The sequence below is a fragment of the Nocardia seriolae NBRC 15557 genome, from assembly GCF_007990715.1.
Classification (GTDB): Bacteria; Actinomycetota; Actinomycetes; order Mycobacteriales; family Mycobacteriaceae; genus Nocardia; species Nocardia seriolae.
Genome location: NZ_BJWY01000112.1, coordinates 1 through 25447 on the forward strand (window position 1 = coordinate 1; position 25447 = coordinate 25447).

Annotated in this window: 21 protein-coding genes, 1 tRNA gene and 2 pseudogenes; 6 read left to right on the forward strand and 18 right to left on the reverse strand. The window is 63.5% G+C overall.

What is annotated here, in order from left to right:
• Positions 1 to 263: 263 nt before the first annotated feature.
• The 7 genes and pseudogenes from NS2_RS27400 to NS2_RS27430 all read right to left on the reverse strand — a co-directional run bounded on the left by NS2_RS27400 (position 264) and on the right by NS2_RS27430 (position 7165).
• Positions 264 to 1952 carry a reverse transcriptase/maturase family protein gene (locus tag NS2_RS27400; protein WP_033090274.1) on the reverse strand — a complete coding sequence of 563 codons (1689 nt, stop codon included), beginning with the start codon at positions 1950 to 1952 and terminating at the stop codon, positions 264 to 266.
• 553 nt (positions 1953 to 2505) lie between these two features.
• Positions 2506 to 3278, reverse strand: a pseudogene (locus NS2_RS27405) (IS5 family transposase).
• 70 nt (positions 3279 to 3348) lie between these two features.
• Positions 3349 to 3723, reverse strand: a complete 375-nt coding sequence (locus NS2_RS27410) for a hypothetical protein (RefSeq protein WP_143837562.1) — start codon at positions 3721 to 3723, stop codon at positions 3349 to 3351.
• A gap of 134 nt (positions 3724 to 3857) precedes the next feature.
• Positions 3858 to 4445, reverse strand: a complete 588-nt coding sequence (locus NS2_RS27415) for an alpha/beta hydrolase (protein ID WP_081986232.1) — start codon at positions 4443 to 4445, stop codon at positions 3858 to 3860.
• A 12-nt stretch (positions 4446 to 4457) separates the two neighbouring features.
• Complete coding sequence (locus NS2_RS27420) at positions 4458 to 5255, reverse strand: alpha/beta fold hydrolase (protein ID WP_147207331.1); 798 nt, start codon at positions 5253 to 5255, stop codon at positions 4458 to 4460.
• Positions 5256 to 6033: 778 nt separating this feature from the next.
• A complete protein-coding gene (locus NS2_RS27425; RefSeq protein WP_147207332.1) occupies positions 6034 to 6744 on the reverse strand; it encodes a hypothetical protein in 711 nt (236 codons plus the stop codon).
• A gap of 1 nt (position 6745) precedes the next feature.
• Positions 6746 to 7165 (reverse strand): hypothetical protein, encoded by a 420-nt coding sequence (locus tag NS2_RS27430; protein WP_147207333.1) that lies wholly within the window; start codon positions 7163 to 7165, stop codon positions 6746 to 6748.
• 1554 nt (positions 7166 to 8719) lie between these two features.
• On the opposite strand from NS2_RS27430, the gene NS2_RS36935 reads away from it, so the two are divergent.
• The 4 genes from NS2_RS36935 (at position 8720) to NS2_RS27445 (ending at position 12089) form a co-directional block, all read left to right on the forward strand.
• Positions 8720 to 8941: a DUF1905 domain-containing protein gene (locus tag NS2_RS36935; RefSeq protein WP_197707861.1), complete on the forward strand. Its 222-nt coding sequence runs from the start codon at positions 8720 to 8722 to the stop codon at positions 8939 to 8941.
• Between the two features lie 1030 nt (positions 8942 to 9971).
• Positions 9972 to 10442, forward strand: coding sequence for a hypothetical protein (locus NS2_RS36940; RefSeq protein ID WP_143837560.1), 471 nt, complete (start codon positions 9972 to 9974; stop codon positions 10440 to 10442).
• Between the two features lie 376 nt (positions 10443 to 10818).
• Positions 10819 to 11490 (forward strand): CPBP family glutamic-type intramembrane protease, encoded by a 672-nt coding sequence (locus tag NS2_RS27440; protein WP_143161440.1) that lies wholly within the window; start codon positions 10819 to 10821, stop codon positions 11488 to 11490.
• Positions 11491 to 11693: 203 nt separating this feature from the next.
• Positions 11694 to 12089 (forward strand): DoxX family protein, encoded by a 396-nt coding sequence (locus NS2_RS27445; protein WP_071812109.1) that lies wholly within the window; start codon positions 11694 to 11696, stop codon positions 12087 to 12089.
• A 135-nt stretch (positions 12090 to 12224) separates the two neighbouring features.
• Here NS2_RS27445 and NS2_RS27450 read toward each other — a convergent pair whose 3' ends face one another.
• The 10 genes and pseudogenes from NS2_RS27450 to NS2_RS37925 all read right to left on the reverse strand — a co-directional run.
• Positions 12225 to 13649: an MATE family efflux transporter gene (locus tag NS2_RS27450; RefSeq protein ID WP_052086885.1), complete on the reverse strand. Its 1425-nt coding sequence runs from the start codon at positions 13647 to 13649 to the stop codon at positions 12225 to 12227.
• A gap of 7 nt (positions 13650 to 13656) precedes the next feature.
• Positions 13657 to 14733: a PLP-dependent cysteine synthase family protein gene (locus tag NS2_RS27455; RefSeq protein WP_045439127.1), complete on the reverse strand. Its 1077-nt coding sequence runs from the start codon at positions 14731 to 14733 to the stop codon at positions 13657 to 13659.
• The gene (locus NS2_RS27460) at positions 14730 to 16067 is read right to left on the reverse strand and encodes an alanine racemase (RefSeq protein WP_033090263.1); all 1338 of its coding nucleotides are present in this window, start codon (positions 16065 to 16067) and stop codon (positions 14730 to 14732) included. The genes NS2_RS27455 and NS2_RS27460 overlap by 4 nt, the downstream gene beginning before the upstream one ends.
• On the reverse strand, positions 16058 to 17020 hold the full coding sequence (locus NS2_RS37920) for an ornithine cyclodeaminase (RefSeq protein WP_033090262.1): 963 nt from the start codon (positions 17018 to 17020) through the stop codon (positions 16058 to 16060). The genes NS2_RS27460 and NS2_RS37920 overlap by 10 nt, the downstream gene beginning before the upstream one ends.
• A complete protein-coding gene (locus NS2_RS27465) occupies positions 17017 to 17691 on the reverse strand; it encodes an ABC transporter ATP-binding protein (protein ID WP_147207334.1) in 675 nt (224 codons plus the stop codon). Before NS2_RS27465 ends, NS2_RS37920 begins: the two co-directional genes overlap by 4 nt.
• Complete coding sequence (locus NS2_RS27470) at positions 17688 to 18515, reverse strand: ATP-binding cassette domain-containing protein (RefSeq protein ID WP_033090261.1); 828 nt, start codon at positions 18513 to 18515, stop codon at positions 17688 to 17690. The genes NS2_RS27465 and NS2_RS27470 overlap by 4 nt, the downstream gene beginning before the upstream one ends.
• The gene (locus tag NS2_RS27475; protein ID WP_045439131.1) at positions 18512 to 19336 is read right to left on the reverse strand and encodes an ABC transporter permease; all 825 of its coding nucleotides are present in this window, start codon (positions 19334 to 19336) and stop codon (positions 18512 to 18514) included. The genes NS2_RS27470 and NS2_RS27475 overlap by 4 nt, the downstream gene beginning before the upstream one ends.
• Positions 19329 to 20252 (reverse strand): ABC transporter permease, encoded by a 924-nt coding sequence (locus NS2_RS27480; RefSeq protein ID WP_230464164.1) that lies wholly within the window; start codon positions 20250 to 20252, stop codon positions 19329 to 19331. The genes NS2_RS27475 and NS2_RS27480 overlap by 8 nt, the downstream gene beginning before the upstream one ends.
• Positions 20253 to 20302: 50 nt before the next feature.
• Positions 20303 to 21877: an ABC transporter substrate-binding protein gene (locus NS2_RS27485; protein WP_045439136.1), complete on the reverse strand. Its 1575-nt coding sequence runs from the start codon at positions 21875 to 21877 to the stop codon at positions 20303 to 20305.
• Between the two features lie 135 nt (positions 21878 to 22012).
• A pseudogene (locus NS2_RS37925) lies at positions 22013 to 22593 on the reverse strand (transposase family protein); the annotation flags it as partial.
• Positions 22594 to 23518: 925 nt separating this feature from the next.
• On the opposite strand from NS2_RS37925, the gene NS2_RS27495 reads away from it, so the two are divergent.
• Positions 23519 to 24118: a site-specific integrase gene (locus NS2_RS27495; protein ID WP_186817615.1), complete on the forward strand. Its 600-nt coding sequence runs from the start codon at positions 23519 to 23521 to the stop codon at positions 24116 to 24118.
• A 72-nt stretch (positions 24119 to 24190) separates the two neighbouring features.
• On the opposite strand, the gene NS2_RS27500 is transcribed toward NS2_RS27495, so the two are convergent.
• Positions 24191 to 24264 (reverse strand) — tRNA-Met (locus tag NS2_RS27500).
• A gap of 536 nt (positions 24265 to 24800) precedes the next feature.
• Here NS2_RS27500 and NS2_RS27505 point away from each other — a divergent pair.
• Complete coding sequence (locus NS2_RS27505) at positions 24801 to 25349, forward strand: transglycosylase family protein (RefSeq protein ID WP_033090257.1); 549 nt, start codon at positions 24801 to 24803, stop codon at positions 25347 to 25349.
• Positions 25350 to 25447: the final 98 nt, after the last annotated feature.

Consider the following 25447-nt stretch of genomic DNA (forward strand, 5'->3'; position numbering starts at 1 on the left):
AGTATTAGACCGTGTCTCACGTGGTCGATTTCGATCTCGACCTCGCCAGTTTCTTGTAGCCGGTGAGCACTGCGGCCAGAGTGAGAAAGGCCAGGTAGTGAGTGGCTTTTCGGTCGTAGCGGATGTTGAGCCGGTGGTAGCCGGTCAGCCAGGACGTAGGGTCGGCCGAGCGGCGAGGTTCCAGCGGTGTGCTGGTCCTTTTCCACTCGGCCTCCCACCGAACCGGACTTGATAGTTTACTGATCATCCGGCTCTCCAGTGAATTATTGCGTCAGTGATGCGGCCGGGTGCCCGTCGTGGATGTGGCCGTGGCAGGCAGCGCAGACCACGAGAGTCTTGCGCCGCCGGTTGCTCATGGCGGTAATCCATTGGGGCATAAGCGGTCCGGGTATTCCGAGTTCTGCGAGTTTGCGGATGTGATGGACCTCGACGCTGCCCGTTGTTCCGCAGAGTTCGCAGGTGTCCGCCAGGAGCCTGGTGAGGATCTCCTTGTGCGGGTAGTCCACCCGGATCGGCTGTGAATCAATGACTTTCGCCGTTCTCTGCCTCCGGAGCGGTTGCCCGCCGAACCGTGCGACCAGTGGCTGGCGGCCGGGTCGTTCGATCCGCGCTTCGAAACAGGTGCGCGGCCCATGCGGCGTCGCGATCTTGGCCTTGTGCTTGGTGGCCATCTTCGACGCCGACGAGCGATGCTTGGCTGCCAGGGTCTTGAGCATCGAGGTCTCCATGACCCAGCGCAGCCGATGCAACCGGTGAACGTCCCCGGCGAGCAGGTAATACTGGACGATGCCCCGGTAGAAGGCCCCGAACGTGGCGACGATGCTGTAGTCGCTGCCGTGGATCAGGGGCTTCTGCTTCGCGGGTTTGCCGCGGTGCAGGTAGGGCATGGACTTGGCCTTGATCACCGCCTGCGGGACACGAAGCGCGACCTGTCCGTTGACCCTTCGGTAACGGCCGGTCTTCTTCGTGTCGTTGTGCTGGACGGTGATCTCGTAGCCAAGGAACCGGGCCGCGCCTGTGCGGGCGTGGGTGATCAGCGTTTTCTCTTGGGACAGTTCCAGTTTGAGATCATCACGCAGGAACTGCGCCAACCGCGGTTTGATGTCCTGGGCTTCGGCCTTGGGTCCGGCGAACCCGAGCAGATGATCATCTGCGTACCTGCAGTAGCGCAACCGCCGATATCCCGGATCATCCGGATCAGCGCTGGGCAAGCTGACCATGCGCCGCCGCCATATCCGGGCCTGGACCCGATCACCGCGCCGACGCGCCTTGGCCAGCTGATTCTGCAAGTCCAGGTAGGCAGGGTTACGCGCCCTGCGGTCCCCTCGGGTGTATTCCGGGATCAAAGTCTTCTCGACGAACTGATCGAGTTTGTGCAGATAGATCGAGGACAAGATCGGGGACGCGACCCCACCCTGAGGAGCACCCGAGAGGGTGGCACCCCATTTCCAGTCCTCGAGGTATCCGGCCGTGAGCATGTTGCGCACCAGCCGCAGGAAACGGTTGTCGTGGACGCGTTCGGACAGGATCTCGATCAGACGTTGGTGATCGAGCGAGCCGAAACAGTCGGCGATGTCACCCTCGATGAACCACGCGGTCCCGGTCCAGGTGTTGGAGATCTCCCGCAACGCGGTGTGACAGCCGCGTCCTGGACGGAACCCGTGGGAGCGATCGGAGAACGTCGGTTCGTAATAGGCCTCCAGCAGCAGGCGCACCACCTCACCGACGAGCTTGTCGCTCCAGGTCGGCAGCCCCAACGGGCGGGTCTTGCCGGTGTTCTTCTTCGGGATGTGCACTCGCCGGACCGGGCGGAACCTGTAGCGCTCGTGGCGCATCGCATCGATGATGCGGTCGATCTTCGCCCGGGACATGCCGTCCACGGTTTCCGGCGTGACCCCGGCCGTCATCGCCCCCTTGTTGGAGTAGATGCGCCCGTAGGCCAGTAGATACAACTGCGGGTTGAACAGTTGCCGATACAGCTCTGTCAACGGCAGATTCCGCTTGCCGCGTTCACGCAGGACACCCAGCACCGTTGCGGCGCTCTGCATTTCGCATACCTCCCGAGCATCGAGTGTCCAATTCACCTGGCCCCCTTCGCCCTGCGGACGGCTTTCCCGCCCTCCCTGGCCGGGCGTGACTCCGGCGACTACTACGAGGCCTCCGTCGCCCTGGGACTCGCGTCCGGTAGGCGATCCCGCGATTCGTGCGTGCCGTACGTGACAGCGTGACGTAGGCGCCCCACTCATCTCCTTGAATGCCCTCGCTGGACATCGCCCCGCACCCCGGAGGTTGCGTCGGCCAACCTTCGATTCCGACGCAGGGCGCGGCACCGGTTTCAGCGGTCGTTTCCGGTGGATGGGAACTTGCATCGACTGGAGATTACGGTTCAGGCAATCCAGCTTTCGCCTTATCACGCGGGCCCCTCCGGCACCCCGTCCCCGACCACTGGGCCCGGCCACCGGATTCTCTGGCATGCTGTTGTCCCGTTAGCCTTTCGGCGTCAGGTCAGCCATTCGACCCAAGAACCTCCCTCCAAGTCCCTCCCGGCTGAACCGGGGATACGACACGCCGCTTCGCGGCGCACAAGGTGCGCTCGATGACCCAGCGGTATCGGCCCAAACGGTCGCTGGACTCGACGCCCTCGCATGCGATCCGGACAGCGATGTCGCGGTCACGCACCCCTCGCCGCAGCTCGGCGATGTCGTATGCCTTGTCCGCGTGCAGTTTCGCCGGTCTGTGTCGCCGCGGACCTCGGCGCGACCGCACCGCCGGGATCGCTTTCACCAGCGGGCGTAGGGCGTCGGCGTCATTGGTATTGGCCGCCGAAATCCCCACCGACACAGGGATTCCCGCGCGATCGGACAGGACATAAATCTTGGAGCCGGATTTGCCGCGATCGACCGGACTCGGCCCGGTCAGATCGCCCCCCTCTTTTCGCCCTCACGCTCGCCGCATCGATCACCGCCCGAGACCAGTCGCTCAAGCCTTGACTGCCCCAACTCGTCGAGCACGGCCCGGTGCAGACGCCGCCACAGGCCGACCTTGGTCCACACCGTGAACCGCCGATGCTCGGTCGGCACGGTGACCCCGAACGACGACGGCAGCATCCTCCACGCACAACCGCTGGTCAGCACGTACACCACGGCGGTGAACACCGCCCACTGATCGGTCGGCGCGGAACCGCCACCCTGCTTGCGCGGGGCGAACTTCGGCAACAACGGCTCGGCCAGCTCCCACAACTCATCAGGCACCAAACGGCGCGACAGCTCATCGGCCACCGCCGGACATTATGGCGCGCAACCGAATCCGACACGCGGCAAACGAATCACAACAACATGAGACACGGTCTTAAGTTAACGGTATCGAGAGCCGTTCCCAGTAGAAGTCACCGAACTTCTTGGGCTCCTTACCGCGGTTTGCGAGCTTGGCCTTGAAGACCCCCCAGTCGTGCCGGACGACATCGCCCGACCAGTAGCGCTTGTCGGCCCGCCAAGCGCTGATGCGGTCGATGTCGCGACAGGGATCGGTTCTGAGAGTCGCGGACCCGAACCCGACGGAGAAGCATGTGGACGCACCCACTGAGTATGAGGGAGGCTCCATTGCGGCGGCCGGGGCACTCAGCCCGGCGATGGAGAAGGCAACCAACGCCGTGCCGGTAATCGCGTATTTCCGTGTGAGTTGATTCATGCCAATGAGAATATTTGCTGCGAGATTGCGTTGCATCAGCACAACGGCGCGAAGTGAATATACAAAAGATGTACCTCAAGGGATGAGCCGGACGAAGCGGACGTGGTCGGCGGGCTTCCCGCCAAACGGCGACGACACCGGCTCGAGTGCCGCCGATCGCGCGTCTCCGATCAAGATTCATCTCGACAAGACATATCCGAAGCTTGTCCGGTCAGAAGGTAGCGCTCGAAGACCGGCGCAGCACATGAATGCTCTTCCAGGGTGCCGTGACCGATCGCTTCTCGGGCGATAAGTGCCCCGTTACGCAGTTGGCGAGCCGCGTTCTGCGCATTGACGAGAGGAGTGACCGGGTCGATTGTGTTGTTAAGGAGCAAGATCTGAGAATCCCCGGAATAGTGGATGGGGTGCGGTGCGACCGTCGCCTGAGTCGGCCATGTCGCACAGGGTCGATATGAGTCGAGAGGGCCGAAAATGCTGGATTTTTCGGTGGCCTCGGCGACAACCTTGTCCATTTCACTTTGCGATCGCTGATCGGGTGTAACCCACATGCACACGACTGCTGTATTCGCGAATACGTGGTTCAAATTGCCGCGATGCCCATTTATTGGGTCGTACCCGTAAATCCCATCCACTAGAGCGCGGATTCCAGTGGCGTCACCGCCCATGGCGGCGGCCAATTCTCCGACGTAGACCGGCCAAGTTTCCGGAGGCACGTACATCACGGCAACAAGAAAACTGCGGATGTCGGAGCCGTTCACCGGCCGATCGGGCTACCCCTCGACAGAAAGCGGTGCGGCCGTGGCACGGCCGATCATGTCCACGACCTTATCGCGCACCGCGCCCGCATCGTCGCCGAGCGGACATGTTTCGGCAAGGCAACGCTTTACGAAATTCTCGAAGACCGTATCGAGCGACTCGGCCACTCCAATCATGAACTCGCCCTGAGAAAGGGATGCGTCCATGAGCGAGTCCAGAACCATCCTGCCGACTTTGTCCGGAAATCTCTCCGCGTAGTACTGGCCTATCAGGGTTCCATAGGAGTGCCCATAGAAGTGCAATTTGTCGTCTTTGAGGACCGCCCGCAGGATATCCAGGTCCGCAGCGACGTTCTCTGTTCCTATATGTGGCAGCAGCCAGGCAAAGGTGGATCTGCAGGAGTCGGAATAATCCCTCGCCAATTGTAGAAGACGACTTCGGTCTCCTGCCGCCTCGGCGGCTCTTTGCTCAGCGTCGAGATGGTCCACCTGCGAAGAATCCATGCACACGATCGGACTGCTGCTTCCGACACCACGCGGATCGAACCCGACGATATCGTATCGCGCCCGCACTTCAGGGGTGGCCCAACTTGGATCGACCGCGAACCTGACGCCCGAATCGCCCGGCCCACCCGGATTGACCAGCAACGAGCCGATCCGGCGGGTCGAGTCTGTCGCCGGCGATTTCAGCAACGCCAACTCGATACGCCGCCCGTCCGGATCCGCGTATTCGAGCTGCACCTCGACCTTGGCGCATTGCTTCCCATCCTCACAGGGCACCCACGTGGGCTCCTGCCGGTAGAAGGCTTTCAACGCCGTGGCATCTTCGCCGCCCGAGACCGGGGATCACTGTTCGGGCGTTTTCGACTGGCCGCATCCGGAAAGCGTAAGCGACAAGAGCATGGTGGCCAGCACAGCTCCAATATTGGACCGCGAAAGAGGAATCATATTGAGAAACCAGCCTTCTTGGGGATTGGACCGAAAGTTCCAGCGCTCCGCAACCCTCGGCGGAATCCATCAGACTTTTCATCCGCCATGGATGACGTTGCAGCAGTTGATGTTTGACGCGGTGCACCTCCCAGCGGATGGACGAAGCCCCTGGTGAAGTGAGATTGCTGAGATCTATATTCAACCAGGGAATTCCGTGTTGTTTCGCCGTTCCGCGCTGCCGTTGCCACGCCGGACCCTCCATTTCCTCGCGCAACTGATCCGTCGGCACCGCCGCGCGGCCGGATCGTCCCGGCGCAAGTTCTGCCCAGTCCATCAAACGCCGCTCACGTCAGCTCACCTGCGGAAAGGCAAAATTCTCCGCGACCTCACGGCGCTCGTGCACCCCGGCTCCGGCGCACCGCCCGAATGGAGGATGACGAGCGCTTGGAGGCTGGTTGCCACCGCAGCCCTCACCATGAAACAAATAGTGCAAGCAAAAGAATATGGAACAGCGAGCACGGCCACAAACACGCCGATCATAACGGCTCGGCGCCGGACAGAGTCTCGATGTTTATTTACTATGATCATTGTGTCCTTTCTTGAATGGGATAGAATCCACCCGTTCATCCATAGGCAGCGCGCGCAGGGAACACCGGGGTCGTCATCGTCTCCGATGCGGCGCGGTCAACATGAACCCGACCAGTCCCGACAGCGAGTATAGGGTGATCATCGCGAGTGACATCGGCCAGCTCAATGTATCACGAATATCGGTCAGCATTCCGATGTTGGCAGCGAGACGCAAGATGTTCTTTGCAACACCCAGCAGCGCCGCCAGTCCGAGTGGAAGCAGGGCTAAACGAATCTTGTTCGGCACCCGAACGATCATTACGGTCGCGAGGATGGCGAGATGAGCGGTCAAAGCGATGATGGCAGCGACGTAAGAATACACTACAGCAGGTCCACCGAGATCACCGACGTATTTGGCCGCCGTTGTGGGCGCGTCGGAAATGGACCACAGGCTCACCATGAGGATTGCTGCCGCCACGACGCCGCGGACGATCCATGGACCGACTTCTTCGGCTCCCCAGGCGCGCGCAACCAGAATTCCGAGATAGCCAGCTGCGGTTGCTACGAGCAGATCGCCCAGGAGATCGGTGAAGTTGCATAGGTGAACCCCGCCGGCGGTGCGCGAATCCAGCCAAGGGCTGCTCAACATCACGGGGTGGCGGAGCCCGGAGCCGAGCATCAACGACGTCAGCGCCATGGTGAACGGCCGTGATTCCGGGGCGCTCCTCCACATGGTCAGCCGCACTGTCACCATGATGGCCGCAATGGCGAAACAGCAAGCTTCGATGGCCACGCCGAGGCTCACGTCAGTAGTCCTTCCGCACCGCAGTGGTGTTGTCAAGCTGGCGGCGCCGACGCTGTTTTTCCCCGGCATCTTGTGCGGGTTCGACGATGGCGCCCAGGGCGTCGTGCAGTCGCTCCTTTTCTCGCCGTGTCAACTCATCCACTAGTTGCAGCTGTATCGCCGATCTCAACCGTGAGCTCGCCACGGCACGGAGAGCCTCGCCTTCCTCGATGAGCCCAACCGCTTCCAAGCCGTCGACCCGATTCACCCCATATACCCAGGAAGAATCGATGACGGTCTCGGCGATCGGCGGATAACTCTCTCGCAGATGCCGCCCGACGCGGCTGTCGCCGATACCCCTCCGAGCGGCGATCGTTCGCTCGCTGCCACTGCCGGCGACACTGTTACGCCATTCCAGAAAACGTTCAATGCGCTGGGTCACGCTTCATAGTTTCCCAGAGACTTGCGAAGCGCAGGTCCTGGGGGCATCACTTCGTCATGCGTTGCCCTTCGACCGATCCGTGGGCACAATCCCAGGGCATGACACTTGCCTTCGCTAACGAAGCAGTTTGTCGAGCGAACATCTACCGTTTGGCATTCGCGCCGAGAGGAGAATGCCGCGGCAATACACCGATGCGAATGCACCGCCGTCTCCTATCGGACGCCAGGTCGGCTAGCCGTAGTAAAGAGTTCGCATCATAATCAGGATTGAAGCATGGCGATCGATCGAATCCCGTCCGAATCAGGATTCCAAAACGATCCTCGCCGAAGGGACGTCCTGGAGAAGGGAACACTCCAGGACGTCCTCAGCACAGGCCGCCCTACATCAGCGTCCGAACGACCCCGTGAAAAGGGTATTCAAAATACCACTCAACGCGGCGCTACCGGTGTTGAAAATCACAGGGATCACAACGAACCTCATTTCTGTGTATTCATTCTTCCGAATGTTGCCGGTTCCGTCCGGCGCCAACAACATTAGTCGTTGCCGCCTAGCTAAAAGCTGGCAATAAGCTTAAGAAAAGCTGAGATTGTTGAGCAGTCGTAAATCAATAAGCCGAAGTTACAATTCACGTGAAAGCACGAAATATCCGATTGTCACATCTGGCTCCGAAGCGCACTCCATTTGAGCGCTTCGACCGTTCCACGACGAATCGGATATTACCAAATAAATTGTCGACATCTCACGAAAATACTTGCAACGGAGCTGCCGCACACGCCCCCGAGGCCGCCTTTCGCTCCAGCATCGAACCGATCGCCCGCGGACCGATCTCTCGCGCAACGCGGTCGGTCTGCCATATCGGGATCGCCGACACACCCCAGACCTCGGAGGAAACAGACTCGTCCCAGTCCTCAGCGTCGACGGCCAGCGGAGACCCGAGAGCATGGTGTCGCCCAGAGCGCATCGCGACGCATCCCGATACCCGGCGACACGTCCGCGTCAGCAGGCGCGCGGGAGCCGCGGCTTACAGCGGTGTCACCGTTACGGGTCGACTACCGGCGATCGCCGACGATCGGCGGGCCGGTGCCCGTTTCGTCTCCTGCCTCCCATTGATCATTCCTTTCCACAGTGCAATGTCCATGGCCGCGTCCACCCGGATCGGATCACCACGGGTGGCAAGCGATGCGGATGAAAGAACGCCCGAATCCTTCACTGTGCTCAAACCGTGGCATGAGCCGTGAGTCCAGCGTCGTTACCACGGCCAGGCCCGTCGGTCGTTCGCGGATCGTCCCACCGTCCGCGAACCATCGACATTACGTGCCCGTTCCGAAAGTACATCATTACGGTCGAGTTATGCAACACAATTGACGTCGGCCTGTTCAGGTTGATCATGGTCGTAACTTGTCATTACCTGCAGTTACCAGGGCGTTCCGATCAGCCCCTACACTGGAAGATCGATCCGTGGTGACCCGACTTCGGGACAGGAGAACGGCTACGCAGTTTCGGACCACGGCCGAGGCGCCCGAGCCCATGCGGGGTCCGGAGGTCCAGTCCGAGGTGGTCGAAGCGCTGGGCGCCCGGCCGCCGTTGACAGTCACGATCAACGGGCACTGCTGGAAGAACCGAGTCGCCCTTGTGTGCGGTTGCCACCCGATCGGCCTCGGTCACGCCGACCGCCAGGCCGCGGATGTCGAGATCGGCGAGGCGATCGAGGTGGAAGTCGAACTCGACACCGCGCCGCCCATCGTCGTCGAGCCCGCGGCTTCGCCGCCGCCCTGACGCGGACCCGGTCGCGCGTGCGGCCTGCGATGAAATTCACCCGTAGCCGGGAGCGCGAACACATGCACGCGATCGAGAGCATGAAGAAGGCCGAGACCGTGAGCGGCGCATCGGAAAGGCCATCCCACCCTGCGCGGCTGAAACATGCGCGAGTCGAGTATGCGTTTGTTTTTCGCGCGCGACCAGGGAATCCGACACCGGAGTAATCTCGAACGCGACTCAGCCCTGCGGTGGCGAGCCTTGGCGCGTAGACGCGCCGTCCTGCAAGCGGCTGTGAGGCAAAGGATCGGGGCTATGCGACGCAGGGCTGGTCGGCACCCTGGTCACTATAGATCCGGGAGTTGACCGCGGCGGTTTGCAGCAGCGCTAACGCCCCCTGCTTGCGACACGCCCCCGACCCGCCATCGTCAACCTTCAGCGACCGATGGAACCTGGCAGCTCGAGTCGCTGGGCGAACTGTTAGCGACTTCCGCGCCGCTCGTCTGCGTAAGGAAGCGGCACCTGGCCCCTTCCGCGCCTACGTCGAGGCCGAAGCACCGATCCGGACTGGGCAATCTGCGCAGCGGATCAGCTATTCAAGACCGGACTTCCGAGCGAGGCGCACCGTTCTCCTTCGTCAACTGGCGTAGCCCTCTCCGCCCCGAGCTGGATTCGTATCACATATGAAACATAATACATAGAGTTCTGGGCCAGAAAATAGCGAGTCACAGAACCCCAGGCGACCCGACGATACGGTCACGCATATATTTCTGCACTTCAGGCGGAGATTATTCTCCGATGCAAGACGCTTGCATTCACTTTCGGGATCGAGATTTGTCTCACAAATGCAACACCAGTTTCCATACTTACCGTACAGTTGACCCGGTTACGGGATGTTCTACTCGGTGCCGAGTCTGACGGCAGGCATTGACGACGACATACCGCGACTCGGCGTTCCCGGTCACTACCGCGGAAAGCCGGTCGTCCGCAACGGAAGCAAACGAATGGATGAAATATGAAACGCCGAGATGCTCTATGCCGTGGAGTTGCTGTGGCTGGTGCCGTCACGCTGGCAAGTCTGGTTGCGCCCGGGTTCGCAACCGCGGCATCCGTGAACGCCATCGATGCGAGCCATGCACCACGCAGCGCGCTAAGCAAATGGGTGCGCGTACCGGTAACCTACGCGTGCACCGCTGACAGCGCGATCACCCAGGTCACCGTATCCGTCAACGGACAGACGCAGCGGAGGCTATCCGATCAGACACAGCGCGGCCGGAACAGTTCGAATCCCAAAAAATGGATGCCGGTCCAGGGTGCTGGAACGACCCGCGCCGTCTGCGATTCCCAGACGCATACGACGACCATTACCGTTTCCACTTCAGGCGCCCTCCCCAGAAAGTTCGGTAGCGGCACTGATAAGATCCGTGTCACCGCGTCTCTCCGCAAAGCCAACGGGGATCAGGTCGCGAATTATCCGACGGTACGGCCACTGCCCTGGTCTGGATCCGCCGGCAGCTTGTGATCAACGGGACCGTGGTAGTCGGGACGCTCCGGACAGAAAAGCTGCGGTCACCTTGCCGTTTTCAGTCTCGATATCCGGCGAGCGCCGCATCCAAGACAGGCACGCTCAATTGTGGGATAGTGAGACCGAGCCGCCTGCCACCGCCGCGCACGATGTGACAGCGCCGATGCAGGCAAAGGAATAAGGACGTCGGCCCCATAGGAAACCTGGGATGGACCAGTTCGTGGCTACCTGCCGCGATCCCGGCCGGCGCTCGCAGCAGATCATAATAAGCCAGCGGACCGAGTGGGTGAGAACTTCGATGCTATCGCGAACCACGAACTGGCACATACGCGCATGGTCTTTGCAGACTGCGGCGTACATACTGACCTTCGGGATGCCGACCGTCGTCGCGATCATCGTCTTGCTGACCCGGCAGCCGCCCGACTGGCCGAAATCGGCTGCCGATTTATATCTTTGGACAGGGCGAGCTTCTTTCGTTGCTACCGCAGTGGTGCTGTGGTCTGCACATCGATGGCTGGGTCTCAGCGGAGCGGAGCTCGGCTTACACACTGAGCGGCCTCCAGCGACTGGCTACCTGCAAAGCGTCGGCGTCGCCTATCTTGCGATGTGGCTCGGGCTGCAAGCAATGATGCTCTTCCCGGAATGGACCACCGGTTCGTCGGATCCTACCGTCGCTCGAGCCGTCGAACGGTCCGTTCGGGCGGGCGTGGTCGAAGAACTGATATTGCTCGCACTGCCAATGGCCATAATGACTCGATTACGCCTGCCGTGGTGGATTCAACTGACCGTACTTACGACGCTGAGGCTACCGTTCCATCTATATTATGGCCCGGCGGCAGTGGCTCTTGCCGTGGTCTGGTGTTCGATTGCATGGTTTGCCTATTCCAGAATCAGACATATTTGGCCATTCATATTAGCGCACATTCTCTACGACTTCAACGTATCGGTGATGCCATTGGGGATCTGGCGACTCGCCATCAGTTTCGTGATGACGACACTCGGAATTGTGGCGTTGATTTCCCTCACGAAAAGAACACTGGAGTAATTCACAGCATTACCAGAAAACACGCCGGCGATTGCAGTGATTGAACACGAAAATAGCCAAGGAAAGATTCCGACATGCGGTGGTGGACATCCGCGGGCCAAGGGGGGCAGACCCTTCCAAACGCCAGACTTCGTTACGGTGACAGCATGACTCATACATCCATCTGGAATACAATTCAAAATCCGAACAAATTTACCGCAGAGGTGTTCACAACGCTCTGCCGGGTCGCAAGCGGAATCATCTTCACGCTGGAGGGCACACAAAAACTCTTCGGATGGTGGTCGGGCTCTCCGGCTGGATCTGGACATCCGGAACGCTTCTTGAGCTGGCCGTACTGGTGGGCCGGCCCGCCAGAGCTGATTCTCGGAATTCTGTTGACCCTGGGACTTTTCACTCGCATATCGGCCTTTCTCGGCGCTGGCATGATGGCCTATGCATACCTGTTCACCCACCTGCCCGAGGGTGTAACACCGGTTGAGAAGCACGGCGGCGCATACGCCGTGGTCTACTGCACGACTTTCCTACTACTGTATATTCAGCCATCTACGAGATTATCGCTGGATTACCTCCTGAAACAACGAATGACGCCTGCCGCATGAATTCCGGGCGAACACTGAGGTGATCTCAGTGACTTTCATTGGAGTCGGCCGCGTTCGAAATGGGTGAGGACCGGCCAGGGTCCTGACCGCCGTGGTCACCAGATCGGGTTCGCCGAGGGGCGAAACGGCGCCGACTCACCTGGCGTGGCCGCCGGCGCGAGCGCCGGTTGGCATTTCATGATCACCTGAGGTCTTGCGGATTTCTTGGCGGAAGCTGCGCCAGACCAGCACGGTCGTGGTAGCGAAGCCCATACACAGGCCGAGCCAGATGCCAGGGCCGCGCAGGTCGAGACCGTGGGCGAACAGGACCATCGAGGGGATGCCTACGACGAAGTAGCCGGCGAGGGTGCTGTGCATACCGGCCTTGGTGTTCCCCAAGCCCCGCAGGAGGCCGACGCAGAGATTCTGACTGCCTTTGCAGTATTGCTGGGCTATAGCGAAACACAGCAGTGCGGAAGCCGCGGCGATCACCTCGGGGTTGTTGCGGTGGTCGCCGAGGAAGGGAGTCAGCACCAGGGTAGGGAACAGGATGTAAAGCAGACCGACCGCTGTCATGAAGGCAGCACCGAGTGTGACTGTGCGGCGGGCTATATCGGCTACTCGATGAATTTCATCCTTGCCGACGGCACGGCTGACCAGGATCGAGGAGCCTTGAGACAGGCCGATGTTGACCTGGTAGACGATGTAGGCGAGTTGATTGACGATATTGCTCGCCGCCAGCGCCACCACTCCGAAGCCGCCCATGAGAATGGTGGCGACGGAGGTGATCGCCGCCTCCGCGCCGTAGGTGAACGATATCGGGGCGCCCATGCGAACGATAGCTCGCATCGTATTGCGGTCGGCCCGCCAGGCTTTCAATGTCAGGACGCCGCCCAGCGTCGGGTCGCGTCGGACGGTGCGCAGATAGGTGGCGCAGGTCCACACCTGAACGAGGGTGGTGGACAGGCCGATCCCAGCGAGACCCAGGGTGGGGATGCCTAGCCAGCCGAAGACGAACAGGGCATTGAGAAAGGCATTCACCGCTATGGACGCCAGCGTCACCCGAAGCAGGGAACCCGCGCGGCGCATACCGACCGCAAATTGGCGCAGGACGTTGAGCCACAGCATGGGCATGAGCCCGGGTGCGAGCGCCCACAGAATCGGCCTGATCAACTCCAGGACCACTGGTTCCTGACCGAACCAGCGCAGTGCGAAGCCGAGTGCGATGAGGATCGAGGATCCCAGTGCCGCGGTCAGCGTGGCCACACCAAGGCCCGCACGGAGCAGACCGCTGATCTCGGCCCGCGCCTGATCATCGAGTTCCACAGTGCGCGTGCGCGTTTCGCTGCCGCCGGCGGCCGCCGCGATCATATTGCCGACACCGGTGACCATCCCTACGCACATCGTGCGCACTTGGTTGTACAACAGCAGAGCGAGACCGCCTGCCGCCACCGCGGCGAGGCCGAGACCGCCCATCATCGCCAGATCGACAGTGGTCAGGGCGACCTGGGCGAGCTGCAGCCCTGCCAGCGGTGCGCCGACGGCGATGATCGAGCGGTAGTGATTCCAGCGAATTGTCATGTGCTCTTCAGGTTCCCGTCTGTTCAGCCGCGCACACGCCGCACTCGGCCAGTCGCACCGATTCGTCATAGGCGCGCAGCATCCGCAGGACGCGCTGTGTGGCCGCCTCGTCGTACAGATCGCGTTCCAGCAGCCAGTCGTCGTCGTACACGGTGTCGAGGTACTTCTCCCCGGCGTCGCAGACCAGCACGACGACTGTGCTGGCCGCAGGCACGTGCACCAACCGCCGCAGCGCCAGGTGAATCGCCGCGCCGGCGGTTCCGCCGACCAGCAGTCCGGTCCGGCGGGCGACCACGCGCGCGGTGGCGAATGCGTCGATGTCGCCTACCCGGCAGCCTTCGTCGATCGCGTCGTAGTCCACGTTCGACCCCACGGGGAATCCGGGCGGGCTGCCGGACCCGGTCTGCCAGTATCCGCCGCCGGGTCCACCGAAAATGATCGATCCCACCGGCTCGACGCCGATAGCACGCACCGACGAGCCGAGCCTGCGCAGTTCAGCAGTGGTGCCGCAGAGTGAGCCGCCGGTGCCCACCGCACCGACGAGATAGTCGAGATCGGCGTTGAGGTCGACGAGCAGCTCACTCGCGAGGCCCTTGTATCCGGTGTTGTTGTGCGGATTGTTGTGCTGGTCGGGCCGATACGCGCCGACCTTCGCGGCGATCTCGGCCGCGATGCGGCGTCGTTCCACCGTGCTGGGGACTGCGCCACCGTTCTCCACCCGGAACAGATGGGCCCCCATGGCGCGCATGACTCGCAGCTTGTCGGCCGCAGCGTGGTCGTCGACCACGGCGGTGAAGGTGTAGCCGCGTTCGAGGGCAATAAGCGCCAGGCCGGCGCCGGTATTGCCGGAGGTGGGCTCGACGATGTGACCGCCAGGCCGCAGTTCGCCGCTGCGTTCGGCCTGCAGCACCATTTCTCGGGCCATGCGCACCTTGGACGAACCAGTCGGGTTGAATTGTTCAAGTTTCAGAAGCAGCCGGGTGCCGGTACCGGTACGAACGAGTTCCAGCAGCGGCGTCGAACCGATGAGGTCCGAGGCCCGGTAGACCACGTTCTCACGCTCTCGCGGGATGCGCCCTGTCATCGGTCCAGCCTCCAACGCAGGCGGCCGGCCTCGGTCGTGAGCACGATCTTCGGCGGCAACGGCAGTTGGTGGAATTCGCTCTCGTTCTTGTCCATCTGGTATCCGGCGGTATTGGGGTAGATCAGCAGGTCCCCGTGCCGAGGCTGTTGCGGCAGCGGCACTTTGCGCCAAGTGAGCACGTCGTACTCCATGCAGCTGGCCCCGCCGACGCAGGAACCGACTGGCTCGGAGGCCGGCTCTGGATCAAACGGCACCAGAATCGGATCCGGCAGGAACTCGCTGCCTTTCCACTGTTCCGAGACACTCATGCTGAGGCCGTGCACGGTGGTGATCACATGTGCGGAGTTGCGTTTGCTGCCGAGCACCGGGAACACCGTGCAGCCCGTGTCGATCAGCAGAGCGCGGCCCGGTTCGAGGAAGAGCGCGATGCCGTTGTCGCGCAGGTGGTGTGCGAGCGATGCACCGTCGAACGACGTGGTGAGGATGTCTTCGAGCATGGCCGCACCGACGGGAGCCTGCGCGTAGGGATAGAAGCGATCGAAGCGCTTGCCCGCGTGAAACCATTCGCCTGTCTGATTCGCGGTGAACTCGGTCCAGCTGTCGTTGTCGACATAACGGCAGGCGAAGCCGCCTCCGATGGACAGCGCGCGCACCGGCAGACCAAGAGCTTTCGTCCTGTTACACAACGCGATCAGGTCATAAGCGAGGGTCGCGCGCGGCTCCACCGCGTAGCCGTCGAGATGGAACGAGAATCCGAGCAGGTCGATCTCGGTGCGCGCCCGGGCGCATACGGCCAGTGCCGCTTCCAGATCGGTTGCCGACAGACCGAATCGGCTGTGTGGCGCGTCGGGCGGTAGCACACGCAGAAGTACGCGTAATCTTGTTGCGGTGCGCGCTATCTCCGCGGCACGCCACAGCTCGTCGAGGGAGTCCACGGCCACCACGCAGTCGTGCCGCGCCGCCAGCCGCAGCAGCGATGAAGTCTTCGCCGCGCCCGTCACTCCGATATCGCGTCCGCGCACTCCGTGCGCGAGTGCGTGGACGAGTTCGGGTTCGCTGGCTACGTCGACCCCAGCCCCCAGATCGGCGACCACGGGCAGCCAGCAGCCCGCCTTGTTCGCCTTCTTGCCGAAATAAACCTGGCCGGGCACGTCATTTCTGATCAGAACCTGTTGAAAGGCGGCAAGATTCGCCTCGAATCGGTCCGGGTAGAGGAGATGGAACGGGCCGCCCACCGCATGGTGGATGTCGAAGAGCAATCCCGCCTCGGAGCGGAGCCGGCGCTGCCATTCCGGTTCCAGCGCGGGCAGGGCGGGGGAAGCGTTCAAGACCACAGTTCGACCTGCTGTCCGCGACCGGCCGCCACCGCACGCGCGACCGGGATGTCGGTGATGATCATGCCGCTGGAGAAGGCGAAGACCCGGTCTTTCTCCGAGCGCCGTCCCGGCACCCGGCCCGCCACGATGTCGGGCAGCTCGGCGTCGAAGATAAGTTCGCCGTCGGTTCCCGCCAATCGTGTTCCGGTGACGCCCACTTGGCCGCTGCTGGTGGCGACGGCGTAATCGGCGGCGCGCAGTGCGCCGCTGGCGACGCCCTTGCTCGCCACCGAGATGAGCAGGCCGCCCGGCGGCAGCCATTCGGTCTCGACCGGCGGATGCGCCGCACGGCCGGAAGCCGCGACGACGATGTCGGATTCCGAGACCGCCGCCGCCACATCGCCGACCAGTTCGACCTCACGACCGGGGAACCAGCGCCGCATGGCCGTCAGGCTGTGGGCGACGCCGTCTGGGTGCGTGCCGTACAACCGCAGCCGTTTCAGGCCCGGGAGCGCGGTCGCCAAGTACGGCAGCGTGTTCTGCCCCTGCACCCCGGTGCCGATCATGAGCGCGCTCGACGCGCCCTCCCGGGCACAGTGTTTTGCGGTGATCGCGGTGGTGGCCGGGGTACGGGCCGCGCCGATGCGCTGGCAGTCCATGAGCGCGAAGGGCAATCCGGTGGTGTCGTCGTAGAGGCTGATGGTGGTGTAGTACTTCTCGGCGCTGTCCGCACCCTGCCGGTAGGAGGTCTTGAAGCCGAGCTGTTCAAGGGACCCGTCGCAACCCAGCATCGAGTAGGCGACGGCATCGCGCTCGGTCCGCGGGATGGGCATCATGAGCTTGACCGGACAGCTCGAGCCGCCGCGGGCGAGGGCCAGATAGCCGTCCCGCACCAGTTCGATCACCTCTGCCGGGGTCAGCTCGATATCGGCCAGATCGGTTCGAGTCAGAATGTGCAGTGGCTTCGTCATGAGACTCCTATGTGTCGGTTCGAGGTGGCGGCCGAGCCGCCGCGTTGCGGTTCTGCCGATGGATTGCACAGGTGCACAACGCGATTGGCGCTCACAGCGAGGAGCGAGAGGTCATGGCTGATGAGCAGCACACCGACACCTTCCGCGGCGAGCACGGTGACGGCCCGCACCACGGTGGCGGTGGTCACGGGGTCGAGCATCGCGGTCATCTCGTCGCATAGCAGGTAGTCGGGGCGTGCGGCGAGTACGCGGGCGACGGCGGCGCGCTGCAGCTGACCGTCCGACACCTGGGCCGGATAACGATCGAGCAGGTCGGCGGTGAGTCCGACCCTGCCCCGCAGCGCCTCGAATTCGATGCGCCCGCGCGCCAATTCGGTGATGGACTCGCGCAGGGTCAGGCGCGGGTCGCATGATCGGCGTGGTGATTGGAACAGCATGGCGATTCGGCCGGAATGTTTACCGCGCAGCTCGTGACCATCGCAGTCCACGCGACCGGTGTCCGGTTGGAGCAGGCCCGAAAGCACCTGTGCCAAAGTTGTTTTGCCGCTTCCAGAGGCTCCGGTGAGTCCGACCACCTCGCCCGCGCGGACCGACACCGACACCTGTTCGAGCACGGTGCGGCGACCGTGCCGGACCGAGACGCGGTGTGCGGTGAGTGACCGTGCCGTCATGGCTCTCCGTATGTGAAATCATCGGGCAGGTTGACCAATTCGGGTGTCTGGTAGGGCAGGGGGTTCAGCCCGTTCTCGGGCAATGCGGCGAGCAGGTCGCGGGTGTACGGATGGAGCGGGGCGGTGAGCACCTGTGCCGCGTCGCCGGTTTCCACGATCCGGGACGCGTACATCACCGAAATATCCGCGCAGACGCCGGATTCACGCAGAGCGGTCAGGTCATGGGTGATCAACAGCACCCGGCCGCCGTCCTGGGCGAACTCACTCAGCAGCTCCAAAATCGCCGCGGCTCGGGGCGCGTCCAGCGCCGAGGTCGGCTCGTCGGCGATGATCAGAGCCGGATCCCCCGCCAGCGCGAAGGCCACCGCCGCACGCTGGGCCATGCCTCCGGACACCTCAAGTGGATAGCGTTGCAGCACATCGGTTTCCAGACCGACCCGAGTGAACAGTTCCACTGGATCATGTCCGGTGCCGAGGTGCCGGATCGCCTCGGCGAGCTGCGGGCCAAGCCTGCGCACCGGGGTGAACCAGGTCATCGCCGACTGCGGGACCAGCGCCACCGTGCGACCACGAGCGCGCCGCAGTTCCCACGCGGACCAGGTCCGATCGCCCAGTTCCAGGGTCACCGAACCGCGCACTTCGGCTCCCGCGGGCAGTAATCCGGTGATCGTCGCGCCCAGCATGGACTTGCCCGAGCCGCTCTCTCCGATGAGTCCGTGCACGGTGCCGGTCGGCACTTCCAGATCGGCGGCGGTGACCGCGTGCACCACCCGAGCCGCGCCGAGCGGCACCCGCACGGTGACGCCAGACAGTCGCAGTGTCATGCAGAAATCTCCTGAATCACTTGTGTTCTACGCTGCCGATGGCGACCGAGCAGCGAGACGACCAGGGTCACGACGATCAGGGGACCGGCGGGAAATACCAGCAGCCACCAATCGCCGAGCAGAATCGAGGCTTGCGCGTCCGACAGCAGGGTGCCCAGCGAGGCTTTGTGCGGCGGCAGCCCGACACCCAGGAACGACAGCGTCGATTCGTGCCAGACGGCATGCGGGATGAGCAACACCACGCCCACCACTGCCTGACCGAACGCGGCGGGCACGAAATGCCGCCGGACGATCCGCCAGCGCGACAACCCCCGCAGGCGGGCCGCCAGGACGAACTCGGCGTGCCGCCGCGCAAGTACCTCCCCGCGCACCGCTCGGGCGATCGAGGTCCAATGAGTCAGCACCAACGCCAGCACGATGGCGAGCACCGAGCCTCGGTACATGGCCACGATCAACAGCGTCAGCAGCAGGGAAGGCAGCGAATTCACCACGTCGACGAACCGCATGGCGATCCGATCCCACCACCCGCCGAAAGCCCCCGCAGTGACGCCCACCAGCAGTCCGATCACCGCCGCGCCGACCGCCGTCGCCGCAGCGATCAGCAACGACACCCGCATACCCTGAGCCACCCGCACGAAGACGTCACGCCCTGCGCTGTCGGTGCCGAACGGATAGTTCACGCTCGGCGGTTGTCTGCGGACGGCGAAGTCGACCAGCGCATCGTCCAACGGACGCAGCATCGGCGTGAGCACCGCGTACAGCACCGTCACCGCCAGCACCGCCAATACTCCTGTGTACCACAGCTTTCCGTGGCTATCCATCGGCGTCCATTCTGGGGTCCAGGAGAGCCGCCGCGGTGTCGGCGGCGAGATTGCCCAGCACGACGGCGGCGGTGATCAGAACGGCGAGAACCGCGAGCAGCGGAAAGTCCAGTGCACGTGCGGCATCCACGGTGGATGCGCCGAGCCCCGGCCAGCCGAACAGTGTTTCGACCACGGTTGCGCCGACGACAAGCTCGGGCAGGCGTGCGCCGCACAGAGCGAGAAAGGGGGCCGCCGACACCGGTGCGATATGGCCGAGCGCTACGACGCGACGGGGAAGCCCACGGGCGCGTGCGCCTTTCACGGCGTCGCGGTCCAGATTACCGGCCACGGTTTCCCGCAGTCCGAGCGCCAGCCACGGCAACTGAGTCACGCCGAGTAGGAGGGCAGGCAGCGTGAGATGACGCAGGGTGGCGGCGGGGGCAATCTGCTCGCCGGGATCGGTCAGCCCCGAAGCCGGGAACCAGCGCAGCGTAGCCGCGAACAGGAAGACTGTGCCCAGAACCAAAACGAACGGCGGAATTGTCTGCAGCACAATCATACTCGCGCTGATCACCCGGTCGGCAAGCCCGCCTCGGCGCAGCCCAGCCCATGCGCCGAGTACGGCAGCCAGAGTCAGGGCGACCAGTCCCCCGAGCGCACCGAGTAACAGACTCCAAGGCAGCCGCGCGGCGAGCACCTCGGCGACCGGTTGCCGGTAGGTGCGGGACTCGCCGAGGTCACCGCGCCAGGCGTCACCGAGCCAGCTCAACCATGCCCTGAACCAGTTGCCGCGCATGCCGAGTCGCTCACTCATAGCGGCACGCTGCGCCTCGGTGAAGCCGTCGCCGTACGCACCGAGGTAGGCGTCGAGGGGATCGAATGGGCTCGCGGCCGCGAGAGCGAACACCAGCAGCGAGACCAGCAGCGCCAGCATCGGCGAGATAGCGAGTCGGCGGACGATCATCCGGCGGACTTCTCGCGTCCTCATCCGAGGGTCCAGCGGGCCAGGCCATACCAGGGGCCCCAAGCGATGCCGTGAGTGTGCGGCTCCAGCGCGGTCGGGGTGACGCTCCACCCGTTGTCGCGCAGGACGTACAGGTGATCGATGGTGACCAGGGCGAGCATGCCTGGATCGCGGTGATACTCGGCCTGGAACTGGCGGTAGAGCGCGGTGCGCCGCTGCGGGTCCGGCTCGGCTCGCGCCTGGTCGAGCATGCTGTCGACGACCGGGTTTACGTAGTCGGAGGCGTTGTCCCACTTGGAACCTGTCCCGGCGACCGCGAATCGGGAGTGGAACTTGGTGTAGAGCTGGCTGTCGACGGTGTACGGCTGTCCGCCGCCGCCGAGCATGAACGCAGTGCGCGCCAAGTACTCCGGGGTCATCCTCTTTTTGTCCACCGCCACCGGCGTGATCTCGAGGCCGACTTGTCTGGCGTCGGTAACCACCGCCATGGTCAAGTCGCGGCGCAGCACCTCGGTCGGATAGTACGCGATGTCGAAAGCCGCACGGCGGCCGTCGCGTTCGCGAATCCCGTCCGAGCCGACCCGCCAGCCAGCTGCATCCAGAATCCGCCCCGCCTCAGCGCGGTCCACAGTGAAATCTTGTGACTCGTCGTAGATTTGGCCGTAGATCGGGCCGATCAGAGTCGAAAGCGGACCACCGTGGCCACCCAGGACATGGTCGACCATCGCCTTGCGATCCACCGCGACATTGAGAGCCTTGCGCACCGCCGGATCACCCGCGACCGGGTTGCCGGTCGGCAAGGTGATGCCGCGCCAATCGTCGCTGACGGCCGAGACCACCCGGTACCCGTCCTTGGCGGCGGCCCGTGCGAGTTCTGGCGGCAGCACCGTCCCGTCGGCGCCATCCCGCAGCTGAGCGGCGCGGGCGCTATCGTCGTCGCTCCGCCGGATCACGAAGCGCGGCACCTGCGCCCGACCACCCCAATAGTCCGCTCGCGCGGTGAGAACCACCTGATCGGGGCGCGATTCGGCGAGCACATAGGGTCCAGTGCCGATCGGCTTTCGATTGAGCTCCGACTTGCCCGCCGGTCCTGGCGTCGCGAACGCTGCCGCAGGCGCGATCGCCACGAACAGGCGATGCCCGAAATCCGCGTAGGCCCCCTTCAATTCGAACTCGACGGTGTCTGGACCCGTCTCCACCACACGCCGGAGGAAGTCGTACTCCGCTGCGATGGGTGAGGCGGAGACCGGATCGACCAGCGCGTTATAGGTCGCCACCACGTCTTTCGGCCCGAATGGAGTGCCGTCGGAGAAGGTGATGCCGGTCCGCGTGCGCACTCGCCACCGCGACAGATCGCCGCTCACCGGCTCCGGCGGAGCCGCCGCCAGCACCGCAACGACATCGGGAATCCGGTCGTCGACCCCCTCCCCGATCCGGTACAGGCTGTCGAAGATCTTCGACTCCCCGTTCTTACCCTCACCTAGCAGCGGACTGAAGTTTCCCAGCTCCTCGGTGTCGATCACCACGTACTGCTCTGCGCCCCTGAAACCTCCTCCCGGGGCCGAACAGGCGGTCACCGCGATCGCCAGTGTCATTGTCAGGACCGAGTATCCCGGCACGAGTCAAACCCATGCCGAGAACCTAAACATTAACGACAATCATTTGCAATAGGTTGTGGCACACCATAGGATCGACCTCTAGCGCGACAGTTGTATTTCGTTGCGCTGCAGGTGGGCCCGCTTCCATTCCGGCAGCTCGACACCCGGCGAGCGGCGGTGCGGGATGATCAGACCGGTGCCCTGGTAACCGCCATCAGCGATCACCACCGCGTTGCGACAGCCATGAGCGGCACCGGACTCGGTCCAGGCACCGCAGTCGTTGCGGTTGCCCGGCAACGGTTTCCCGAGCGCGACGACCAGTTCGGTGTCGGCCTCGATCACGACCTGGTGATTGGTCGAGTACCGGTAGTTCTTACCCTGCTCGGCCACCTTGTGATCCCGGGTCGGGACCAGGGTCCCGTCCACGATCAACACCGCACCCCGTGAAAACCGGGCACGCGGCCGCAGCGCCAACGCCGACCCGAGGTCCTCGATCACCCCCGGGCCGCGGCCGATTTCGACACCCCGAACACCGCAGCGAGCTGCCGCATCGTCAGGTTGGTACGCCAGTAGGTGGCCACCAGCAGCACCCGGTCCTCGAAACACAACCCCCAGGGCCGGCCTCGCAACGGCCGGTCGGCGCCCTCACGCCGCAGCGTCGTGATCAAGCGTGCGAACGTACGTGGCCGCAGCCCGGAGAACAACTTTACCATCACCGGATCGGACGCCGAGATCGCCACCGAGGAGACGATACCCGTTGCCGCTCAAGGACTTACGGGACAGCCCTTAGCCATCGTGATTCTAACGGCAGTATTCGGGCACTCTGAGCACAGCAACCGCGCATTCCGCCTGCTGCCCTGGACCACGCCGCGACACCGGAATCAATAGCGAGCTACCAAAAACCATCGCCTCGACCGGCCCTGATCCGAGGGCTACCGTCTGGCGCACGAACACTCACAGCCTGTCTGCGAGTAGGGAAAGTGTGTCAAAGTCCCTGCCCAGCCGCACCTCTTTGGGCGCCAACCGTTGGGTGGCGGCCTGCGGTGTCCGCGATGTCGACGGGATCGCCAGGCAGGCACGGCGCTGGACCCCGGCGGGCGTGAAGGATCCGAAGGGCGCGGCGGCGGAACGCGAGCTGATCAGGCATCTGATGGAGCGCGTGCCGCCCAGCGGCACCATAATCACCCCCGACACGACGATGGCCGAACTGTGGACGTCCTATCGCCAGCATCTCGGTGACCGCAAGCGGTCATCGAATACCTTGCAGTGCAACGGCATCAACGCCAAGCACATCAAAAAGGGACTGGGCGGAGTCCGCGTGCGCGAAATGGCACAGACGCAGCGCACGGAAGACTTCATCCGCCGTGTCGAGAAGGATAGTGGGGCGGAGGCGGCGAAGTCGGTACGGACGACCCTGTCGGGAATGATGAGCATGGCGGTCCGCTACGGAGCGCTGCGGGCCAATCCGGTCCGGGAAACACTGCCCGCGGACACCGGGGCCGCAAGCCGGCCCGCTCACTGGAAGCTGCGGAGGCGAAAGAAGTCCTGCGGGGCAGGACCACCTCGACACTTCCGTGTCCGCCGACCCGCCAGGGCACCGACGGCAAACCTCATCAGCCTCGCTACCGCCTGTCCACGGTGTGTGAATACTGCCGCAAGCAGGACATCGTCGATGTCATCTGGGGTTTCGCCGAGACGGGCCTGCGGGCGTCGGAATCGTTCGGCCTGCTCTGGGAGGACGTCGATCCGAAGAAGACCCTCAAGGTGACCGGCAAGGTGATCTGGGTCAAGGGCCAGGCCATGGTCCGGGTCACCGAGGAGAACAGCAAGAACATCCACCGCGAGATCGCGTTGCCGGATGCTCTGATGACCCGGCGGGCTCGACGGCAGCAGAAGATACCCGACAACCCTACGGGTCTCATCTACCCGTCGAAGGCGGAAACGATCATGGACCCGACCAACTTCAACGACCAATGGCGACGAGTCCGCAAGGCCCTGGGCTTCGACTTCGACTTCGACATCACCGGCCACACCTGGTGTAAGACCCTCATCACCATCGGCGACGACGCCGGGATCTCCGCGGTGGCACTGGCCGACCACGCCGGACACGTCGAAACCTCGATAACCCAGAACAGCTACATGGGCCGCAAGCGGGTGCGCTTCGCGGTTGCCGAAGCCGTGAACCAGGCGCCGAGAGACGATCACGGCGACGCGGAACTCAGCGCGGAGATTACGTGACGTTTCCGTACAGTCTGGGCATGAAAAAGACCCAGGCCGGAGGACTTTCGATCCTCCGACCTGGGGCGCTAGTAGCGGGGACAGGATTTGAACCTGCGACCTCTGGGTTATGAGCCCAGCGAGCTACCGAGCTGCTCCACCCCGCGTCGGTGAAAACAACATTACACAGGAGTGAGGAGGTGTGACAAATCGGCTGGTCAGAGCATGTTCAGAGGGGTGATCGGCGGGCGGTGAGGCGAGGGTGGCGCAGCAGGGCGGGCGGAGCGAGAGGGATGTAAGCGGAGTGATCAGGTTGAAAATCTTCCGTTTGAACGGCTTGCTCGCACGTATGGCCGTCCAGTTTGATTGAAAACGCGACTCGGGTCACAAATAGCTCGTGAGTTGGATCACATCACGGGGAGATAACAGACCGATCGGGATTGGCATATGCGGCATAGCCAACCTGCATCAACGCGGTTTTCGGCGTTATTCGCTTCATGCAATTCTGGAGTTATCAAGACGTGATCTACCGAGATTTACTCGTTATCGTCCGTTCCGGCCCGGATCAAACCTGTGATGGGCACCGACCCGAACCGCTGCACTCCGGAAACCCTGTCCCGCGGTCGGGCACCCCGACTCCTGGGGACAGGGACACGGCGGAGCAACCGCGCCGGGCCGGCGTCGCGCAGGGAGGGAAAACACCATGAAACAGAACCGGAAGATCAACACCCGCGCCCTCGGCCTGGCCGCAGTCACCGGCGCACTTGTTGCCGTCCCGTTCGGCTTCACCGCAACCGCTTCCGCCGCCCCGACCCACGACTGGGACGGTGTCGCCCAGTGTGAGAGCGGCGGTAACTGGGGGATCAACACCGGCAACGGCTACTACGGCGGCCTGCAGTTCTCGCAGGGCACTTGGGCCGCCAATGGCGGCGCCGGTCTGGCGAGCAACGCCAGCAAGGCCGAGCAGGTCCGCGTCGCCGAGAACGTGCTGGCCACCCAGGGTGCCGGCGCCTGGCCGGTGTGCGGCCAGTACCTGCGCGCGGGCACCTCCGAGCCCGAGCCCGAGGTCGCCCCCGAGCCCGTCGCGCCCGCCCCGGCCCCCGCCGCCCCCTTCGTCCAGACCGACCGCCAGGCGCTCATCGAGCAGGCCAAGAGCGTCGCGGGCAACTTCGCCCAGCAGCTGGGCATGCAGGACCAGTACAACGAGATCCTGCAGTCCAACGCCGGGCTCATCGAGTCCTGGGGCAAATAGCCCAATTCCCCTTCCCTTATCGGAAGAAATGGAAAGGTGCTGCCGTCAATGGCGACGACAGCACCTTTCGCTATTCCAGGGCAATAATTCTTATCTCG

What these genes read in the sequence shown, in the direction of transcription:
- NS2_RS27410 (WP_143837562.1), bottom strand. Translation starts at nt 3,723, where the DNA reads ATGCAACGCAATCTCGCAGCAAATATTCTCATTGGCATGAATCAACTC.
- NS2_RS27440 (WP_143161440.1), top strand. Translation starts at nt 10,819, where the DNA reads ATGCCGACCGTCGTCGCGATCATCGTCTTGCTGACCCGGCAGCCGCCC.
- NS2_RS27450 (WP_052086885.1), bottom strand. Translation starts at nt 13,649, where the DNA reads ATGACAATTCGCTGGAATCACTACCGCTCGATCATCGCCGTCGGCGCA.
- NS2_RS27455 (WP_045439127.1), bottom strand. Translation starts at nt 14,733, where the DNA reads ATGACAGGGCGCATCCCGCGAGAGCGTGAGAACGTGGTCTACCGGGCC.
- NS2_RS37920 (WP_033090262.1), bottom strand. Translation starts at nt 17,020, where the DNA reads ATGACGAAGCCACTGCACATTCTGACTCGAACCGATCTGGCCGATATC.
- NS2_RS27465 (WP_147207334.1), bottom strand. Translation starts at nt 17,691, where the DNA reads ATGACGGCACGGTCACTCACCGCACACCGCGTCTCGGTCCGGCACGGT.
- NS2_RS27470 (WP_033090261.1), bottom strand. Translation starts at nt 18,515, where the DNA reads ATGACACTGCGACTGTCTGGCGTCACCGTGCGGGTGCCGCTCGGCGCG.
- NS2_RS27475 (WP_045439131.1), bottom strand. Translation starts at nt 19,336, where the DNA reads ATGGATAGCCACGGAAAGCTGTGGTACACAGGAGTATTGGCGGTGCTG.
- NS2_RS27480 (WP_230464164.1), bottom strand. Translation starts at nt 20,252, where the DNA reads ATGCTGGCGCTGCTGGTCTCGCTGCTGGTGTTCGCTCTCGCGGCCGCG.
- NS2_RS27485 (WP_045439136.1), bottom strand. Translation starts at nt 21,877, where the DNA reads ATGACACTGGCGATCGCGGTGACCGCCTGTTCGGCCCCGGGAGGAGGT.
- NS2_RS27505 (WP_033090257.1), top strand. Translation starts at nt 24,801, where the DNA reads ATGAAACAGAACCGGAAGATCAACACCCGCGCCCTCGGCCTGGCCGCA.